Source organism: Vibrio sp. 11-4(1), from assembly GCF_013048625.1.
GTDB classification, from domain to species: domain Bacteria; phylum Pseudomonadota; class Gammaproteobacteria; order Enterobacterales; family Vibrionaceae; genus Vibrio; species Vibrio diabolicus.
In genome coordinates this window covers 222,511-242,167 of sequence record NZ_VHSY01000002.1, presented here as the reverse complement: position 1 = coordinate 242,167, position 19,657 = coordinate 222,511, and the positions used below count along the sequence as shown (strand labels likewise).

The 19,657-nt window shown below is 45.1% G+C and carries 17 protein-coding genes; 10 read left to right on the top strand and 7 right to left on the bottom strand.

What is annotated here, in order from left to right; all coding sequences use genetic code 11:
• The first annotated feature begins 122 nt into the window (after positions 1-122).
• Together FKN16_RS04565 and rlmF are read left to right on the top strand one after the other, a co-directional pair.
• A complete protein-coding gene (locus tag FKN16_RS04565; RefSeq protein ID WP_005377870.1) occupies positions 123-638 on the top strand; it encodes a M48 family metallopeptidase in 516 nt (171 codons plus the stop codon).
• Positions 625-1,752, top strand: a complete 1,128-nt coding sequence (gene rlmF, locus FKN16_RS04560; RefSeq protein WP_170902106.1) for a 23S rRNA (adenine(1618)-N(6))-methyltransferase RlmF — start codon at positions 625-627, stop codon at positions 1,750-1,752. The genes FKN16_RS04565 and rlmF overlap by 14 nt, the downstream gene beginning before the upstream one ends.
• Positions 1,753-1,824: 72 nt before the next feature.
• On the opposite strand, the gene FKN16_RS04555 is transcribed toward rlmF, so the two are convergent.
• The 6 genes from FKN16_RS04555 to FKN16_RS04530 form a co-directional block, all read right to left on the bottom strand.
• Complete coding sequence (locus tag FKN16_RS04555) at positions 1,825-2,145, bottom strand: hypothetical protein (protein ID WP_053350410.1); 321 nt, start codon at positions 2,143-2,145, stop codon at positions 1,825-1,827.
• 70 nt (positions 2,146-2,215) lie between these two features.
• The gene (locus tag FKN16_RS04550) at positions 2,216-3,808 is read right to left on the bottom strand and encodes a S41 family peptidase (RefSeq protein ID WP_170902105.1); all 1,593 of its coding nucleotides are present in this window, start codon (positions 3,806-3,808) and stop codon (positions 2,216-2,218) included.
• A gap of 365 nt (positions 3,809-4,173) precedes the next feature.
• On the bottom strand, positions 4,174-4,938 hold the full coding sequence (locus FKN16_RS04545) for a transcriptional regulator (RefSeq protein WP_170902104.1): 765 nt from the start codon (positions 4,936-4,938) through the stop codon (positions 4,174-4,176).
• 30 nt (positions 4,939-4,968) lie between these two features.
• Positions 4,969-5,643, bottom strand: coding sequence for a GntR family transcriptional regulator (locus tag FKN16_RS04540; protein ID WP_005377862.1), 675 nt, complete (start codon positions 5,641-5,643; stop codon positions 4,969-4,971).
• Positions 5,644-5,795: 152 nt separating this feature from the next.
• On the bottom strand, positions 5,796-7,328 hold the full coding sequence (locus FKN16_RS04535) for an aldehyde dehydrogenase (NADP(+)) (protein ID WP_170902103.1): 1,533 nt from the start codon (positions 7,326-7,328) through the stop codon (positions 5,796-5,798).
• 21 nt (positions 7,329-7,349) lie between these two features.
• A complete protein-coding gene (locus tag FKN16_RS04530; protein ID WP_005389764.1) occupies positions 7,350-8,351 on the bottom strand; it encodes a 4-hydroxyproline epimerase in 1,002 nt (333 codons plus the stop codon).
• A gap of 109 nt (positions 8,352-8,460) precedes the next feature.
• On the opposite strand from FKN16_RS04530, the gene FKN16_RS04525 reads away from it, so the two are divergent.
• The 7 genes from FKN16_RS04525 (at position 8,461) to FKN16_RS04495 (ending at position 16,272) form a co-directional block, all read left to right on the top strand.
• Positions 8,461-9,717: an FAD-dependent oxidoreductase gene (locus tag FKN16_RS04525; RefSeq protein ID WP_170902102.1), complete on the top strand. Its 1,257-nt coding sequence runs from the start codon at positions 8,461-8,463 to the stop codon at positions 9,715-9,717.
• A 125-nt stretch (positions 9,718-9,842) separates the two neighbouring features.
• Complete coding sequence (locus FKN16_RS04520) at positions 9,843-10,916, top strand: ABC transporter substrate-binding protein (RefSeq protein WP_170902101.1); 1,074 nt, start codon at positions 9,843-9,845, stop codon at positions 10,914-10,916.
• A gap of 87 nt (positions 10,917-11,003) precedes the next feature.
• On the top strand, positions 11,004-11,978 hold the full coding sequence (locus FKN16_RS04515) for an ornithine cyclodeaminase family protein (protein WP_170902100.1): 975 nt from the start codon (positions 11,004-11,006) through the stop codon (positions 11,976-11,978).
• Between the two features lie 56 nt (positions 11,979-12,034).
• Complete coding sequence (locus tag FKN16_RS04510) at positions 12,035-12,949, top strand: dihydrodipicolinate synthase family protein (RefSeq protein WP_170902099.1); 915 nt, start codon at positions 12,035-12,037, stop codon at positions 12,947-12,949.
• 73 nt (positions 12,950-13,022) lie between these two features.
• Positions 13,023-14,144, top strand: coding sequence for an ABC transporter ATP-binding protein (locus FKN16_RS04505; RefSeq protein WP_170902098.1), 1,122 nt, complete (start codon positions 13,023-13,025; stop codon positions 14,142-14,144).
• Positions 14,141-15,421: an ABC transporter permease gene (locus FKN16_RS04500; RefSeq protein WP_170902097.1), complete on the top strand. Its 1,281-nt coding sequence runs from the start codon at positions 14,141-14,143 to the stop codon at positions 15,419-15,421. The genes FKN16_RS04505 and FKN16_RS04500 overlap by 4 nt, the downstream gene beginning before the upstream one ends.
• Positions 15,422-15,423: 2 nt before the next feature.
• Positions 15,424-16,272, top strand: coding sequence for an ABC transporter permease (locus tag FKN16_RS04495; protein WP_005393492.1), 849 nt, complete (start codon positions 15,424-15,426; stop codon positions 16,270-16,272).
• Between the two features lie 120 nt (positions 16,273-16,392).
• Here FKN16_RS04495 and FKN16_RS04490 read toward each other — a convergent pair whose 3' ends face one another.
• Positions 16,393-16,827 (bottom strand): hypothetical protein, encoded by a 435-nt coding sequence (locus tag FKN16_RS04490; protein ID WP_150918561.1) that lies wholly within the window; start codon positions 16,825-16,827, stop codon positions 16,393-16,395.
• Positions 16,828-17,129: 302 nt separating this feature from the next.
• Here FKN16_RS04490 and FKN16_RS04485 point away from each other — a divergent pair, with 302 nt between their 5' ends.
• On the top strand, positions 17,130-19,574 hold the full coding sequence (locus FKN16_RS04485; RefSeq protein WP_170902096.1) for a collagenase: 2,445 nt from the start codon (positions 17,130-17,132) through the stop codon (positions 19,572-19,574).
• Positions 19,575-19,657 lie beyond the last annotated feature (83 nt).

Here is a 19,657-nt window from a genome sequence, read left to right as displayed (position 1 = left end):
ATCATTGGGAGGCGAAGTTTAACGGCCTTTCACCATAAATGAAAGGCGAAAGCTAAGGTGAAACTGTCCTTTATCTCAGGTATATTGAGCGCCTTTATTTTGTCATAACAGACGTTAATTCTATGCATCCGTCACTTCGATACATTCAAGGTTACCCACAAAACATCGTAGAGCAGGTGAGCTCATTGATAGCGAGTGGCAAGTTTGTTCCTTGGTTCGAAAAGCGTTATCCCGATAGGCACCAAATCAAAAGCGAAAGGGCGCTCTATGAGTACGCCATGGCAATCAAAAACCGCTACATGAAGAAAGCCGCGCCAATCAGTAAAGTTGTCTACGATAAGAAAATTCACGCGGTAAACAATGCGCTTGGTTTGCACAGTGTTATCAGTAGAAACCATGGTGGTAAGCTGAAGTCGAAAAACGAGATTCGCATTGCCAATGTATTTAAGGATGCGCCCGAGCCACTATTAAGAATGCTGGTGGTACATGAGTTGGCGCATACTCGTGAGAAAAACCACGACAAGGCGTTCTATCAGCTATGTTGCTACATGGAGCCTGAGTATCACCAACTCGAATTTGATGCTCGTTTGTTTATGATTTACCTCGATTTAAAAGCGAATTTGAATGAAGAACAATAATCACAACGCGAAGCAAGCAAAGCCAAAGACTTCAAAGGCGGCTCAGAATAAAGACGCGAATAAAGCCAAGCCGAAGCGTGTTAAAGACAAAGTTGCGCGCAAATCCCCGCAGCCTGCAGTAAAGAGCGAAGTCGAGTTCATAAAAATAGCGAAGAATGGTTTGCATGAGCGTAATGTTCATCGAGGTCGTTACGATTTTAAAAAACTCGTGGAAAGTGAACCACAGTTAAAGCCATTCGTTATCAAAAATCCGAAAGGGGAAGACTCCATAAACTTCTCTGATCCTAACGCTGTTAAAATGCTCAATAAAGCATTGCTTGCTGCGTATTATGGTATCGAGTTCTGGGACATTCCCGACACCTACCTTTGCCCACCGATTCCGGGCCGCGCTGATTACATTCACCGAGTGGCAGAACTACTTGATAGTGAAGTAAAAGGTCAGTACGCGCACCAAAAAGTGAAAGCGTTGGACATTGGCGTGGGAGCAAACTGTATTTATCCGATTGTTGGTGTAACAAAATACGGTTGGCACTATACGGGCAGCGATGTCGATCCAAAATCCATCCAATCGGCTCAAACGATCGTAGAGCACAATCGTGTTTTGACGGGAAAAATTGCACTGGTACAGCAACACAATGATGCCAATATTTATCTAGGTATCATTCAACCGAATGATCGTTATGATGTGACGACATGTAATCCGCCATTCCACCGTTCGGCGGAAGATGCCGCTATGGGCAGCCAGCGTAAAATCGATAATCTAAAAGCAAACAAGCGTAAGAAAGGACTAAAACCTCAAACCACACAAGTAAAGACAAGTAAGCCGGCGTTGAATTTTGGCGGTCAAAACGCTGAATTGTGGTGTGAAGGTGGAGAAGCGGCGTTTATCCGAAAAATGGCGAATGAAAGCCAAGCTTTTGCCGCGCAGGTCTTGTGGTTTACAACACTCATATCCAAAAAAGACAACGTTCGCCCGATGCGCAAGCAGCTTGAAAAATTGGGTGTGAAAGCCATTCGTGTGGTTGAAATGAGCCAAGGACAGAAAGTGAGCCGCTTTGTAGCTTGGTCATACATGGATAAGCAACAGCGCAAAGCATGGATTGAACTAAAGTAACGTTGACCGTTTCACACTGAACAATAAAGTAGGAAGCCCGCTGATATCAGCGGGCTTCTCTTTTTGGGAGATCTAAAACTTAATGATGGGCTCACAATCTAGTGAACTGAGAGTGACAAAGGTATCTGTTTTGGCGTAGTACAAGCCACAGGTTTCACCTCTTATCTGCAACGTATATTGGTCTGGAAGATCCGTATAGCTGCCATCCAACAGTTGATTGTTATTCCCTTTTACTCGTCCTTTTTCAATCAACAAATGCGGTGAAGATTCAAATACGTTATTTGCGATTCTAGGTGCTGGTGTCCCTTGGATTTCTGCGATCGCATTTTGAATCTCTATGACTGTTTCCGGAGAGTTCTTTTTACTCAATGCTTCAACGGGTTCTTGTGACATAGCTTGACATCCTATCAAAGAAATCGAAGTGCCTAAGAAAAGCGCAACCCGAATCAGCATTCGTAAAAAGTTAGTTGATCTCAACATGAATTGCCTCTGTTCGTAGCGGAGAGCGAAGATCGCTTAACTCCGGAGATGAAATGTTACGCGGCATGGCATTGAAACTTGAAGAGGAGACTGGCGGACAGGTTCCCGTTTCCATGTAGTTTAGTGCCGCAGAAAGCATACCTTCAGACGGATCGCCTAATGGTTTTGTTAGGTCATCATTGACCCAGCAACCTTCCACTCTATTGTTTAAGCCTAGCTCGGTATTGATTTGGCTCTTTGGAGTAGGAATAAAACCATCAGAGAAGTCGCCAAATTTTTTCTCGTTCGCTGACTTGAACTGAATAGTGTAGTACATAGTGCCGCAGTTTTGTTCTGCTGAGAACCCATACGGTTTACCTGTGGTTGTTGAGCCTATTTGGATAACCTCAACATCAATGCCGCGCAAAGCGTTGATCAACAGTTCACTTGAGGAAGCCGTGCCTCCTGAAGTCAGCACATATACGCGCTTTTTGTTCAGTGTCGGCAGCACTTGGTCCGAATACTTTTGTGCTGCCCAGTCTATTGCTAGATTCGTAAAGCGATAGATGTTATCCCCATCTTTAATGGTACGCATCACTTTGTCGTTGTGAATCAACTCACTGAAGACTCGGTTCTGACCAGCACCGCTTAGCATGTAGCCTACTTGCGAGGACTGAAGTACTAAGCCACCGCCGTTGTAACGTAAATCAACGACGATCTCGTCAACATTCTCTGCCGAGAGCGTACTGAACGCCTCAATAAGTGGGGCTTGAGCGCTTGGTTCAAATGAGTTGTATTGTAGATAGCCGATCTGCATACCATTGTGTGCGATCACTTTGGCATTTTTAACTGGAGAAGTCATGACATCAGAGGCGGTAAGCGTCACGGTTTTCTCTAGGCCGTCAACACTCTCAAATGTGAAGGTGTAATCTTGATTGATGTCAGGGTTAAAAAGCGTTTTATTAATAAAATCAATGTCGGACTGACTACCGGTGTTAACCACATCAATATTATTGATTTTTAGAAGCTTATCACCGCGAGCAATGCCGTTTCTATCAGCTGGAGAAGCTTCTTCAGTATAGGAGATACGAACGTCTCTAGGTTGTACGCCACGTAGGAATGCCCAGTTAAAACCAAACCCAGCGACTAAACCAGATTGCGATGACTTCATATCATCTTCATAAGGGACGGTAAAGTGGAAGCGATCTTTCGGTTTACCAGTCGTGGTAGTAGCAGAGGTGACCAGTGTGTTGAAGTAATCCGTCACGGTTTTGTAGTTTGCTGGATTATTATCAGGAACTTCGTCATACCAAAGGTAAGTTTCGTTAGTAAAAGCTCTTAAAAAGAGTTTTTCGTGTAAAGCAGAACCTAATTTATCTGGATAGGCAGCATAATTGTTATATGGGTCTCGACCCACTCGTGGGGTTTCACATTGGTTGACAAACGAGCTTGATGGTTGGCTAAAATCACCGGCTTTCCATGTTGGTCCGGTTGCGCTGCTAGTTGATGGAGTAGATGAATCATCACCGCCGCCACCGCCACAACCTTGTAATAATGCGAGAGTGACTGCCGTTGCTAAAGAATACTTAAATTTCACTTTTCTATGTCCTTATAAATAATAGAATTATAATTATCTGTTTTGCTTTTGTTTTTATTAGCTAGGTGAATGTATTAATTTAATTCGTTCGTCTGCAAATTTATATTTAAAGAGTGTGAGGTAAATAACGTAAAAATGGTTATCTTTTATTCTTAATAAATCCATTAGTTATTCCTTAAGTTCCTTAGCAGTTTCAACGTAATAATAAGGAAAAAACAAAGATGAAATGGAGGGTTCTCTTTGTCGACTAATTGTTGTTTGCTAAATAGAAAGTAAGTTTTGGGTCGGGAAATTCTATTTATTAGAGATTTAGCAGGAATAAATGATGCGTTCTAGGTTTGGAGTGAATTTTTTAATCTGATGTTTTAATTTATTTTAGTCAATTGGGCGACGTGCTTTAACAGGCTTCCATCAATATCCGGTAAGTCATCTGCGAAAAATATCTGAGCGCCAGGAGTACAGCGCATTAATATATTTGTTAGTTCACCTTCGTTGTTGGAAGTGTTAACTGCGTTAAGTTTCGCTAATTTATTACAAAGCTCGTCCTCTATTTGCACTTTTTGCTCTTCGGTGAGCCTAATACGACCCACACACACACCTGGGTTGATGTTATGAGAAAGCGACTCTTGTTGAAATCGCTCTTTGAATAAGGTGTCCAATGCGGTACCTTCTTCCATAATAAATCGACGACCAGAACGGTAAAACAAGCCGTCTCCGAAGTTTTCGACATATCCTAGAATTTCCGCGATACGCAAATAGAATCGTAAGCTTGTATCAGAAAGTCCGTAAGTTTGGGCTATCTCTTGCGGTTTAATATCACGAGAAGTCAGCATATAAATAAAATCAAGTAAATAAGGATGCTCAACGAAAAGGGCACTCTCTTCATCTGTTAGCATTTGCTCGTTTTGGTGCTGAAGCTCGTTGGCTAAGGTTGCGAGTTCGATGAGATCGGTATTCAGGTAGTTCAGATAAACAAGTACTTTATCCAAACCTAAAGCAGGATTATGTAGGTGGCGTTTAATACTAGATAAAGGGATGCCACTTTTCTCTGACAAGGAATTATAGCAAAGCCCTTCTTCTTTAATCTTTTGTCGTAGCGCTGCGAGTAAAAACTTTGGTCCAACATTCATCCTTGAATATCACCTTATTCGTTATTCCGTTTACTGGCTGATATTTTGCCTTTCAAGCAGCAGGTTTCGAATCGCTGTGCCTGCTTCTAGAATGTGTTTTTTCAGCAGGTACTTGGCGCCTTCTATATCACGATTCTGGCACATTTCAAACAAGCTTAAGTGCTCTTCTTCTGCCTTTTTAATGCCTGTTGTAAACAATAGCTGCATGCGTATGTATCGGTCACACTTTGTGTTCAGGTTGTAAATGACGTCCATAGTTTCAGGCATGTTAGCAGGAGCATATAGGGCTTTATGGAATTCGTAGTTGTAGTTGCTCCATTCTTCTACTTCGTCGCCACTGTTCACTACAGACTCGAAACGTTCGCGAACTTCTCGCGCGCGTTCAAGGTCAGCGTCCGTCATGTTCTGAATCGCACGCTCTAAAATGTGGCACTCCACGACAGCGCGCAGTTCAAATAGCTCATTGATTTTCTCTGGAGATAGCTCGGTGACCGTCGCACCTTTGTGAGGTTCAAAGCTAACGAGTCCTTGTGCTTCCAATTGAACTAACGCTTCACGCACAGGAATGCGGCTAACATTAAACTCTTTTGCTAACGCATCTTGACGTAAAGGTTGACCAGTTTTTAACTCGCCCTTCAAGATCTGAGTTCGAATTGCTTCCTCAACGAGCTGAGTGCGCGTTTTAAAAACAGGTTTCTGTGACATTGAAGTCTCCCGTGAAATTAATATTGTATCCAATCCATTTTACTTTAGTAGTTTATTGTTTTTCTGGCACAAACCAACTAGGAAAGAAGGTTTTGAGAAGTAGAGTGAAATAAAAGGCATCAGTTGATGCCTTTTTGAGCCATTTGGTGATCTTATTGGGACACACTGCCATCTATGGCGCGTTGAATACCCAGTGGGTTCGACGCTTTTAATGAATCCGGCAATAAAGATTCTGGCAAAGCTTGATAAGCTACGGGACGCAACCAACGATGAATAGCCTCTGCCCCGACAGATGTTGAGGCAGAATTGGTTGAAGCCGGATATGGTCCACCATGAACCATAGCGTAACCAACCTCGACGCCAGTTGGCCAACCGTTGAATACAAGGCGTCCGGCGATTTCTTCCAAACTTGGAAGCAGTTGCTTGGCTTGTTCTTCGTCTTCAGCGGTAGCGTGAAGGGTTGCGGTGAGCGAGCCAGTCAGTGAATCACTCAGTTTCAACATGTCATCGAAATCTTCACAGATTACGATTAACGATTGAGGACCAAATATTTCTTCCTCCCATTGTGGGTTTTTACGCCAGTTTTTACTGTCCGTCACGAACAGTACTGGTGCGACATTGGTCACTTCTGCTTGTTCAGAGCGAGTTACATTAATGCCCGTTTCGGAAGCTCGCTTGTTAACTTCTGATTCATACGTTTCTCGGATTCCTTGCGTTAGCAAAGTGGCCGTTGATTGTTGTCGAATTAACCCTTGAGCGGTTTCGATAAAGGCTTGCGTTTCTGGGCTATTCAAGACAAATACAACGCCTGGTTTTGTACAAAATTGTCCACAGCCCAAAGTCATAGAAGCCACAAACTCTTCAGCCAATGATGCGTTTTCTCGTATGGCTGAAGGGAGAATAAATGTTGGGTTAATCGCCCCTAGTTCGCCATAGAAAGGGATTGGCTCTGGTCTTTGCTGAGCTAGGTTAAACAGCGCACGGCCACCACCGACTGAGCCTGTAAAACCAACCCCTTTAATTTTTGGATGGGTAACGAGTGCTTGGCCAAGTGCGCGTTTGTTGCCTTGCAATAGCGTGAAGATGGCTTGCGGTAAGCACTCTTTCTCAAGTGCAGCCTCAATACACTTAGCAACAAGTTGACTGGTGCCAGGGTGGGCGGTATGGCCTTTTACAATCACAGGACAGCCAGCTGCCAGTGCCGAAGCCGTATCACCACCAGCCGTAGAAAATGCGAGCGGAAAATTAGACGCACCAAACACGGCGACAGGGCCAATTGCGATTTGTTGACGGCGAATATCTGGTTTTGGCAGTGGTTGACGGTTTGGGTTTGGCGTATCGAAAATTGCTTGATGGTGATTACCCGATCTCACAACCTCGGCAAATAGTCGTAATTGGCTCGCTGTACGTCCTATTTCACCGCTTAAACGTGCTTCGGGAAGAGCAGTTTCCAAATGAGCTCGAGCAACGATTTCTTCACTCTTCACTTCCAATTCAGAGGCGATAGAGCAAAGTAAGCTCGCTCGCTTTGCATTGCTTAGTTGGCGAAACTCACGCGCAACCCTTTGGGCGGCTGAGGCGGCTTGATTAACTTCTTGCTCTCCATGTACCGGAAACGCTGTGGGTAGAGGCTCACCAGTAAAGGCGTTGACTGCGTAAAAAGTGGTTGGTTCTTGTGGGTTCATCATTCTTCCTTACTATCCTTATTACTTCACTTCAAATCCGTACGCATATGGGTCTTCATCGTCTACCCATATCGTGTTGTGACCGTATACTTGTGCCCATCCTTCAATACTTGGCAAAATAGCTGCTTTGCCATTCACTTCGGTAATGCCTTCTATACGTCCTTGAAATAGGCTGCCGATGATACTTTCGTGAACAAAGTCTTCTCCTTGATTGAGTTTGCCTCTTGCATGCCATTGCGCCATGCGTGCACTAGTGCCCGTACCACATGGCGAGCGATCCAACGCTTTGTCGCCGTAAAACACAGCATTTCGAGCGGTGGCGTTTTCTTGAGTGGGCTCTCCGGTCCATAGCACGTGAGAAACACCGCACACTGTCGGATCTTCTGGATGTACGCACTCAACCGCTCGAGATACCGCTTCGCGAACTTTTGGAGAAAGCATCAAAATTTCATCTGGAGAGTAGTGTTCAAGTCCGGCGTAGTTTTCTTGAGGGTCGACGATTACGTAATAGTTTCCGCCATAAGCAACATCGACAGTGAGCTCACCTAAGCCCTCTATGTCCACGGTTACGTCTTGGTGGGCAAGGTAAGCCGGTACGTTAAATATCTTTACCGACGTGACCTTGTCACCTTTTGTTTGGTAGTGCACTTCGATTTGTCCTGCTGGGACATCAAGTATCAAACGACCTTCTTTTTTGGGAGTGATAAGGCGATTTTCGATAGCGGTGGTGACGGTTCCAATGGTGCCGTGGCCACACATTGGTAAGCAGCCACTGGTTTCAATAAACAGAATAGAAGCGTCTGCGTTATCACTGCAAGGAGGCAAGACAACTGACCCCGACATCATTGAGTGTCCGCGAGGCTCAAACATGAGTGCCTGACGAATCCAATCATAATGCTCAAGAAAGTATTGGCGCTTTTCGCTCATGGTATTGCCTTCGAGTGGAGGCACACCGCCTGCTACCAGCCTAACTGGGTTGCCGCAGGTGTGGGCATCAATACAGAAAAAAGTTCCTTGCCTCATTTTTCGCTCCTTGCTGAAAAAATGGTTGAATTAAACAATAGTGATGTTAACGTAATGTAAAATATATTGTATGCAATCTACGTTTTCAAGTGTGACTCGGAGCATATTTATGTTGGTCAAGGATGAAACTAAAAAGGAAAGGATCGCTGTGATAGGTGCGGGGATTATTGGCTTATCAATTGGCTTGAAATTGCAGCAGCAAGGTTATCAAGTCACGATTTTTGATCCCAATGGCGTGGGGAATGGATGCTCTAAGGGAAATGCAGGCCATATCGCGACTGAGCAAATCTTCCCTCTTGCAACGCCAGCGCTGCTTCCACAATTACCTAAAATGCTGCTAGATCCCAAAAGTCCGGTTTCGATCCGTTGGCAAGATATTCCAAACACAATCGGGTGGATGATTCGTTTTCTATTACAAACAAAGCCATCAGCCGCGGAGCGGGCAAAAAACGCGATTAAGAGTCTTAACGAGCGGTCAGTGGCAAGTTGGCGTGGCGTGCTTGATTCAATCGGAAAAGCGCATCTAATAAAAATGAATGGTTCATTGCTCACTTTTGAAAACGAGAAACTGTTTCAGAATTATCAAAGCACGCTTAACTCACTGGCTAAAAACGGTGTGACGCATCAAGTTTGGACACAAGAGGAGATTCGAGAGCGGATACCTGATCTCAGCCATAAGGTTCGTGTCGGCGTCTTTTTTCCCGAAACCGGTCATACGCTAGACCCTTATCAGCTCTGTGCTGAGCTAAGTGAAGCCTTTGAAGAGCTTGGCGGTAAGGTTTTACAAAAAGGTGTATCTGCGTTGGCGAAACATGGCGATGTGCTGGTTGAGTCTCAAACACATTCATTTGACCGAATCATTGTTGCCGCTGGTGTACATTCTAAGCCTTTGATACGGCAACTAACCGGAGTTAAAGTGCCTATTCAAGCCGAGCGTGGTTATCACCTAATGGTGGATGACAAGCGTGATGTACTGCCATTTCCTATTAGCTCTGCCGATAGAAAATTCATCATGACTCCGATGTCTGGTGGGCTACGCTTGGCAGGCACTGTTGAGTATGCCGATGTAGAATCACCACCCAATATGAAACGTTCAGAAATGCTTTTTCAGTTAGGTGATGAGATGTTTGAATCGGGGTTACATCCACTCAGGCAAGGAGAAAAGTGGATGGGGAATCGGCCTTCAACAGTCGACTCGTTACCGGTTATTGATAGCATTTGGGATGGAAATGTATTACTGGCATTTGGCCACCAACACCTTGGATTAACTCAAGCGGCGATTACGGCAGATCTCCTTTTAGAGCTTATCGAAGGAAAGCCGACATCGATTGATCTTTCACCTTTTTCACTACAACGATTTGCCTGAAAAAATTTAATATTAAATATTGTATAAAATATATTAAATGCTAATGTTAACTTAATTTTAACAAAAACTGGTGTCCAACAGCCGTACTCGGATGCCTCCAGAAAAACAACCAAAAGGAGTAATACATGTCACGAATGACCAAAGCACCATTGGCACTGTTGATTTCAGGAATGCTGTTGGGGACTTCTGCTTATGCTGAAGACAAATTGACGGTCGTATCTTGGGGTGGTGCATTCACCAAGAGCCAAGTGGAGGCATATCACAAGCCTTTCATTAAAAAAACAGGTGTTGAGATCGTATCCGAGGATTTCAGCGGCGGATTAGCCGAAATTAAAGCGCAGGTGGAAGCGAACAACGTGCGCTGGGATTTGGTGTCTCTCGACAAGCCGGACATTGTTCGTGGTTGTGCCGAAGGGTTATTAGAGCCAGTGAACCCAAGTATTTTGCCTCCGGGCGCAGATGGAACACCAGCACAAGAGGATTTCATTGATGGTGCGATTCACGAGTGCGCAATCAATACCATCGTTGTGTCCACAGTATTAGCGGTGAACGAAGACGCGTTTAAAGGTCAGGCTTTGCCAAGCAAGTTGACCGATCTTTTTGACCTAAAAACTTTTCCAGGTCGACGTGCATTGCAAAAACAACCTCAGGGCAATCTTGAGTGGGCACTATTGGCTGATGGTGTAAAGCCAGAAGATGTCTACAGCCTGCTCGAAACCGAAGCGGGGCGTGAGCGTGCTTTTGCTAAGTTGGATACGATCAAATCAGAAGTGCTGTGGTGGACAACAGGTGCCCAGCCACCTCAAATGCTTGCTGACAAAGAAGTGGTGATCGCCTCGGCGTTTAACGGCCGAATTCACAATGCCCGTAAAGATGAAGGTCAACCATTTCGAATTATATGGGACCGTCAAATGGGTTACATGAATGGATGGGCGATACCTAAGGGTAGTGAGAACACAAAGCTTGCATTGGACTTCATCGCTTTTTCTTCAGGAACAAAACCATTAGCTGATCAAGCTAAGTACGTTGCTTATGGGCCTACGCGTAAGTCGTCTTCGGCGGAGGTGAACCCAGACATTTTAGCGAACCTTCCTACCGCACCTCAAAACTTCCAAACCGCCTTCCTGATTAACGATGAATGGTGGTCAGACTACGCGGATGAACTAAATGAAGAGTTCAATACCTGGCTGCTTAACTAGGCGTTAAATTGTGTATGGGGCCGAGTTTTCATCCATAAGCGAGGTTCCGTACTTTTCCTCAACTGTATTTATGTTTTCGGAGAAATGATGAAAGTCATCGAAGCACAGCAAGTCGCGCAATGTTTAACAATGAAGTCTCTTATTGAAACGATGCGTGAAATGTACTCGCGGCCAGCGACAATACCTCAACGCCGAGTCATGCCCTTAGAAGAGGGAGAATACGAGGCGTTTGCGCTACTTCCAGCTTGGAACCAGGAGTTGATTGCGGTGAAAGCCTTTACGTATTTCCCGCATAACCCTGAGCACGGCAAAGATACGCTTGCATCTAAGCTGCTTGTTTTTAGACGAAACGATGGTGAGCCGATCGCACTCGTAGACGGTAAAGTTTTAACGTTTTGGCGCACCGCCGCAGCTTCTGCGTTGGCAGCGGACTATTTAGCGCGCCCCAATGCTGATCGTCTGTTGATCTGCGGAACGGGCAATCTTGCGCCTTATTTTGCGTGGGCATACGCTGCGGTTCGCCCACTTAAGCAGGTTTACATTTGGGGGCGAAACTCAGACAAAGCCGAGGCGACGGTAGATGCCATTGTGTCATCTTCAGAGTATCAGTCGCTTCCAGATGAGCGTCGGTTTCGCGTTTCAGTCGTTGAAAGTGTGGACCACGTTATCAAACACGTTGATATCATCAGCTGTATTACCGCATCAGCTGAGCCTTTGTTTAATGGCGCGGACGTGCAGCCGGGCACCCATATTGATTTGGTCGGTAATCATGACTTGGATAAGCGTGAATGCGACTCCGAAGCAGTGCAACGAGCACAGGTGTATGTTGATAGCCGCATTAACGTATTAGCCGAAGCGGGCGATCTTCTCATTCCAATTCAAGAGGGCGTGTTCACGTCAGATGATATCAAAGGGGAATTACCGCAGCTTTGCGCCCAACAAATCTCAGGACGTCAAAACGATGAGGTCATTACTTTATACAAATCAGTTGGCAGTGCTTTGGCTGACTTGGCCGCTGTAAAGGCGGTGTTGTTAGAAAATGGCATAGATAGCCATGTCTGAGCATTTTCGCTCGTTCATTTAAATTGCATACAATATACATATAAGGAAAGTAGTTCATGAAAATTGATTGGAAAGGTGTTTATCCGGCGGTCAGTACGCAATTTCGTCAAGATCAGTCAATCGACTTAGACGCAACGCAAACCGTTATAGACAACCAGATTAAAGATGGTGTGAATGGCATTATCTGCTTGGGTACCGTCGGTGAGAACTGCGCGTTGTACCCGGAGGAGAAACGCCAGGTCTTGCAAGCGGTAAACGAAGTCGTAAATGGCCGTGTGCCTTTGATTGCTGGTACAGCAGAGTCTATTACCACAGCAGCTGTTGATTACATGCAGGATGCGTACAAAATTGGTATCGATGGTTGTATGGTGATGCCTGCCATGGTTTACCGCACGTCTGAGAGCGAAACGTTCGAATATTACCGCACGCTAGCAAAAGCAACGCCAGAAATGCCAATCATGATTTACAACAACCCGGTTGCTTATGGTGTCGATGTAAACCTCGATATCATGGCGAAACTGGCTGAGTTTGAAAGCATTGTAGCTATTAAAGAGTCGACCACTGATACTCGTCGTATCACTGAGCTTTACAATAAATTTGATGACCGCTTTACCGTGTTCAGTGGTGTTGATGACATCGCTCTTGAATCATTGATGCTAGGCGCGACCGGCTGGATTTCTGGTTTAACCAACGCATTCCCAGAAGAGTCCGTCGCGATTTATAAACTGGCAAGCCAAGGTCGTTATGCTGAAGCGTTAGAAATCTACCGTTGGTTCTTACCGCTACTGCGTTTAGACACCATTCCTACGCTGGTTCAGTGCATTAAACTGGCCGAGCAAGTCTGCGGACGTGGATCTGAACAAGTTCGTGCGCCACGCCAACTTTTACAAGGTGAAGAGCGTCAACAAGTCATTCAAATGGTTGAACATGCGTTAGAAACCCGCTTAGACCTATCCAAATACAATCTGTAATTGTGCTGTTTAGTAGAGCGTTAACTGACGCTCTACTCATTCGTAATATTCAAAAAATGAGAAGAGGGAAGTCATGAGCACGGAAAACAAGGACTATGTCAGCTTTCAACACGTTAAGAAAACCTACGATGGCACGAATTTGGTGGTGAAAGACTTCAACTTAGATATTGCTCCTGGAGAGTTCGTTACTATGTTGGGGCCGTCAGGATCGGGCAAGACCACTTGCTTAATGATGCTAGCGGGCTTTGAAACCGCGACCGGTGGAGACATTTATATCGATGGCGTTCCCGTTAATCATCTCGCGCCGCACAAGCGCGATATCGGTATGGTGTTTCAAAACTATGCGTTGTTTCCACATATGACCATTGCCGAGAATCTTGCGTTTCCTTTAAAGGTGCGAAAACTCGACAGTGACACGATTCTAAGCAAAGTTCAGAGTGTATTAGAAATGGTAGAGCTTGAGCATGTTGCGACTCGATACCCGAAGCAGTTATCAGGTGGTCAACAACAGCGTGTTGCGTTAGCGCGAGCATTAGTGTTTGAGCCTAAACTCGTGTTGATGGATGAACCGCTAGGCGCATTAGATAAGCAGCTGCGTGAGCAAATGCAGATGGAAATTAAACATTTGCATGAAAAGCTTGGCATCACCATTTTGTATGTGACGCACGATCAAGACGAAGCTCTCACTATGTCCGACCGTATTGCGGTTTTTAATCACGGCGAAGTGCAACAACTCGCGACACCTACCGAGCTTTATGAATCTCCGAGTAATACGTTTGTTGCGCAGTTTATTGGAGAAAACAACCAACTCTCAGGTTTAGTCAAAGAGTGGAACGGAAAGTATTGCCAAGTGCTCGTTGGGAAAGAGTTATTTACTGCGAAACCTGTCAGAGTCTCTGAGCAAGGGCAGAGGACAACACTTTCCATTCGACCAGAAAAGATTGTTATTCAACCAGAGAAAGCGTCTTGTGAGAACCAAGTCTCAGGCGTCCTACGAGAATTGATTTATCACGGTGATCATTATCGTCTGGTCGTCGAAGTAGAGAGCGTTGGTCACTTCATCGTTAAAGTACCTAACGATAATCGTAAACACTTGCAGTTAACGCCTGGCTCAATTTGTCGTATTGGTTGGCAAAGTGACGATTGCCATGCTCTTGATGGGACACAAACTCAAAGTAGCGAGGTAGCAGCATGAGTCGAGAGCTAACCGCATTAGATTCTGTATTGGAAATCGAACGTCAAGTTCATCAACAAGAAACCAATCTGAAAGCGCAGTTGCAAAAGGCAGAGCGCCGAAAAAAGCTTCGCTCCATCATGCTCACAATGCCATTGGTGTGTTTTATTCTGCTTACGTTTGCTTTTCCTATCCTCGATATGCTTTATCGAAGCGTGGATAACCGAGAAATATCCCAGTCACTACCACAAACTATTCAAGCCTTAGAAAGTTGGGATTATCAAGGTCAGCCTCATCAAGAAGTCATTGAGGCATTCTCTGTTGAAGTACTTGCGCTTTATCAAAGCAAAGAGCTACCGAAAATAGCCAGCCGAATGAATATTGAAGTGTCTGGTATGCGCAGCTTATTGATGAAAACAGGTAGAAAGTTGTCTCGTTTGACGTCGCTGCCGAGCTCGGTGACACAGCTGGCTAAGCTGGATAAGCGATGGGCTAATCCTAAATATTGGGCGGCGTTTAAGAATCTTAGTGGCGCATTAACATTCAGTCATTATCTTGCTGCGCTAGACTTGCAAGTGAATGAGTTTGGAGACATTGAGCCCCAACCAGAAAAACGCCAAATATACGTCGACCTTTTCTTTAAAACTTTTTGGATGTCTATTTCAATCACCTTAATTTGTTTGGTGATGGCGTACCCCGTTGCTTACCTGCTTGCCAATTTACCTGATAAGCGCGCGAACTTACTTTTAATCATTGTGCTGCTGCCATTTTGGACGTCATTATTAGTCAGAACCACGTCTTGGATTGTTCTGCTGCAAAACCAAGGGGTCATTAATGATCTCCTTATTTGGTCGGGTTTTACTTCCGAACGAATTCAGATGATTCACAATACCTTCGGAACGGTGGTGTCTATGGTTCACATTCTGCTGCCGTTTATGATCCTGCCTCTATACAGCGTAATGAAAGGAATTAGCCCAACTTATTTCCGTGCCGCTCGTTCTCTAGGCGCGACGCCTTTCATTGCGTTCATCAAAGTTTATATGCCGCTTACGTTACCGGGGATAGGTGCGGGGGCCTTGCTCACTTTCATTCTTTCTATTGGTTTCTACATTACGCCCGCTTTGGTTGGTGGAAGAAGCGGACAGATGATATCCAATATGATTGCCTATCATATGCAGACATCACTGAACTGGGGGATGGCTGGCGCATTGGGTGGACTGCTTTTGTTCGTTGTACTGGTTCTGTTTTATATATTCAACCGTGTGGTTGGTATGAATAACCTTAAGGTAGGGGGATAACCATGGCATTACCAAACTATGCATCAAAAGTAGAGCGAGTCGCTTACGCAGGTTACTTAGTTTTTTGTGGGTTGGTGCTGTTCTTTTTAATCGCTCCAATTCTGACCATCATCCCGTTATCGTTTAATGCAACGCCTTACTTTACTTTTACCGAGGGGATGCTAAACCTTGATTCGGCAGCGTATTCTACTCGCTGGTATCAAGAAATGTTTACTAGTGATCAGTGGCTGTTGGCGCTGAAAAACAGCACGTTCATTGCTTTTATGGCGACACTCGTTGCAACAGGGCTAGGAACTCTGGCGGCGTTGGGTTTAGCCAGTAGTAATTTGCCTTTTCGCAATACGATTATGGCGCTGTTGATCTCACCTATGATCGTACCAGTCATTATCTCTGCTGCTGCGATGTACTTTTTCTACACACGCCTTGGCTTATCACAAACTTATCTAGGCGTCATTTTGGCACACGCCGCGTTAGGTACGCCTTTTGTTGTCATTACCGTTACTGCGACCTTAAGCGGCTTTGATCATAGCCTGGTAAAAGCGGCGGCTAGCTTAGGAGCAAACCCTGTTTATACTTTCAGACACATTACCTTTCCGCTGATTCGTCCGGGGATGATTTCTGGCGGCTTGTTTGCTTTTGGCACATCGTTCGACGAGGTTGTGGTGGCGTTATTCCTGACTGGGGCAGAACAAAAAACCGTTCCGAGGCAGATGTGGTCAGGAATTCGAGAGCAAATTAGTCCGACCATATTGGCGGTCGCTACGTTGCTGATTTTTATGTCGGTGTGTTTGCTCGTGACTTTAGAAGTTCTACGTAGGCGTAATGTACGCATTCGAGGCATTCAAGAATAACCAAACTTTTTCTTTGTTGCTCGCTATGCACTTTTGTTTAGGGGCTCCTCAATTTTTGACCAAATGCGCCTCATTGTAGGCGCTTGTCTTTTGTGTTTATCGTCAGCGATGACTGACATGTCACTCTTGTAGCTTAATGCCAGCCTGCTCGAAACGTGCCAAAGGCGACTTGTTCGATTGCTGATACCAACTAGCTGGCATGTTTGGTTTAAGTCGGGCTTTTTCTTCCTTGCTAATCACAACATAGTGTAAAAACGCATCAAGTGTGGTTCCCATCACGTCAAACGTCATTTCCCCATCTTTGCTGATGGTTTTCAATAATCCAACGACGGCTTCCTCAGGGACTAACGGTTCAACCACCGCGTTTTTTCGCTCTTTTATTGATGTTGAAGCGGGCAGTCTTGCACGTGCCGTCTCCCAGCAAACTTTGTTGGTTTTACTGACAAGGTTGTGCTTGTAGCAGTAGTAACTGAATAAAAAGCGTGGCAGGTTTTGCCAGCGTTCGGCTTGGACTTCTAACCAAAGGTGTTGTAGCTCAATATCAGCGTCGGTCATAGGAGTTGTTTAGCAAAAAGAAAAGAAACCATTTTATCGCTTTTGTGAGGAGCAATAAAAGATATTTGAATGGAAAGATAAACAACTAGTTGATAAATATTACTAAAGCAAATCGATTTCTGGCAAGCTCGTGCAACGGCAACTCAAGTACTAAAAACTGATACCGCCACATTCGGTTGTTAACAAAATGTTTCTTCTTGTCTTGCGAGTAGATTATATGGAGATGCTCTTGCAGTAATAAGGGCAGTGGCGATGCAAAAGACGTAATGCATCTAAGGAAAACTCAATATAGAAGAAATTAGATGGAACTGAAGATTTTGAGTGTCGCGATTGCGACAACATTAACCAGCACTGGCGTATTTGCGTTAAACGAGCCAGTTTCTCAAGTTACAGAGCATCATGCACATTCGGCTCATACACACGGTGTTGAATCCAATCGAGTTGAATACCAACCAACCGCAACTCTCCCTATTCAGCCCTCCAAGGCAACTCGAGTACAGTCACTTGAAAGCCTTGATGAGTCGAGCACTGCTTGTGATTTGGAGGCATTGGTTACCGAAAGCAGTAACCAATTGATCAGCGAAATTTTAAGTCAGGGCGCGACGTGCGTGAACCAGTTATTCTCTGCTGAAAGTCGGGTTCAGGAGTCGGTATTTAGCTCCGATCATATGTACAACATCGCTAAGCACACTACGACGTTGGCGAAGGGGTATACGGGTGGCGGGAGCGATGAACTCGAAACGTTGTTCTTATACTTACGCGCGGGTTATTACGCCGAGTTTTACAATGACAACATCTCATTTATTGAATGGGTCACACCAGCGGTGAAAGAATCAGTGGATGCGTTTGTTAATAACGCAAACTTCTACGAGAACAGCGACCGTCACGGCAAAGTGCTTAGTGAGGTCATCATCACTATGGATAGTGCGGGCTTGCAGCACGCGTACTTACCGCAAGTGACCCAGTGGCTTACACGTTGGAATGATCAATACGCCCAGCACTGGTATATGCGCAATGCGGTTAACGGTGTTTTCACTATTTTGTTTGGTGGGCAGTGGAACGAGCAATTTGTGCAAGTAATTGGTAACCAAACAGACCTTGCCAAAGCTTTAGGCGATTTTGCTCTAAGGGCGTCATCAATCGGTGCTGAAGATGAGTTTATGGCCGCGAATGCGGGGCGAGAGCTCGGGCGTCTGACCAAGTATACGGGTAACGCGAGTTCTGTTGTTAAGAGTCAGCTGAGTCGAATCTTTGAACAGTATGAAATGTATGGTCGGGGTGACGCGGTTTGGCTTGCGGCGGCGGACACCGCCTCATATTACGCAGATTGTAGTGAGTTCGGAATTTGTAATTTCGAAACTGAGCTAAAAGGCTTGGTGCTATCGCAAACTTATACTTGTAGCCCGACAATCCGAATTTTGTCTCAGAATATGACGCAAGAGCAACACGCGGCCGCATGTTCTAAAATGGGTTACGAAGAGGGTTACTTTCATCAGTCATTAGAAACTGGTGAACAGCCAGTAAAAGATGACCACAATACTCAGCTCCAAGTTAATATCTTCGATTCAAGCACCGATTATGGTAAGTACGCAGGGCCAATTTTCGATATTAGTACTGACAATGGCGGTATGTACTTGGAGGGTGATCCTTCCCAGCCGGGGAATATTCCCAACTTTATTGCTTATGAAGCCTCTTATGCGAACGCGGATCACTTTGTCTGGAACTTAGAGCACGAATACGTGCATTACTTAGATGGTCGATTTGATCTCTATGGAGGGTTTAGTCATCCAACTGAAAGAATAGTGTGGTGGAGTGAAGGCATTGCAGAGTATGTCGCTCAAGAAAATGACAACCAAGCAGCACTTGAGACGATTCTAGACGGTTCGACATATACCTTAAGTGAGATTTTCGAGACTACTTATGATGGGTTTGATGTCGATCGAATTTATCGTTGGGGGTACTTAGCTGTACGTTTTATGTTTGAAAATCATAAAGATGACGTAAACCAAATGCTGGTGGAAACACGCCAAGGGAATTGGAGCTATTACAAAGCAACGATCACCCAATGGGCGAATTTATATCAAAGTGAGTTTGAGCAGTGGCAGCAAGCCCTTGTCTCAAATGGTGCACCTAATGCAGTCATAACCGCAAACAACAAGGGGAAAGTCGGTGAAAGCATTACATTTAGCAGTGAAAACAGTACAGACCCAAACGGGAAGATCGTCAGCGTCTTATGGGACTTCGGTGATGGCTCGACAAGTACACAAACCAAGCCGACGCACCAATATGGGAGTGAAGGGGAGTATTCGGTCAGTCTAAGTGTGACAGACAGTGAAGGCTTGACGGCAACCGCCACTCATAGTGTTGTTATCTCAACGTTGGGCGGTAATGACACATTGCCACAAGACTGCGCGGTGCAAAGTAAAGTAAGCGGTGGGCGCCTAACAGCAGGAGAGCCCGTTTGCTTGGCAAATCAACAAACCATTTGGCTGAGCGTGCCAGCGGTGAATGAGAGCTCAAATCTGGCGATAACGACGGGGAACGGTACGGGCAACCTAAAGCTTGAATACAGTAACTCTGGTTGGCCGGATGGTACTAATCTTCACGGGTGGTCAGATAATATTGGTAATGGAGAGTGTATTACGTTGTCAAATCAGAGTAACTACTGGGGCTACATTAAAGTATCTGGTGACTTTGAGAATGCCGCCATCGTCGTTGATTTTGATGCTCAGAAGTGTCGTCAGTAGGGCATTTTAACTGCATCACTTTAATTTAATTGATCGCCTCGCTAACATTGCGGGGCGTTTTTGTTTTTCACGCCGTTATCTCT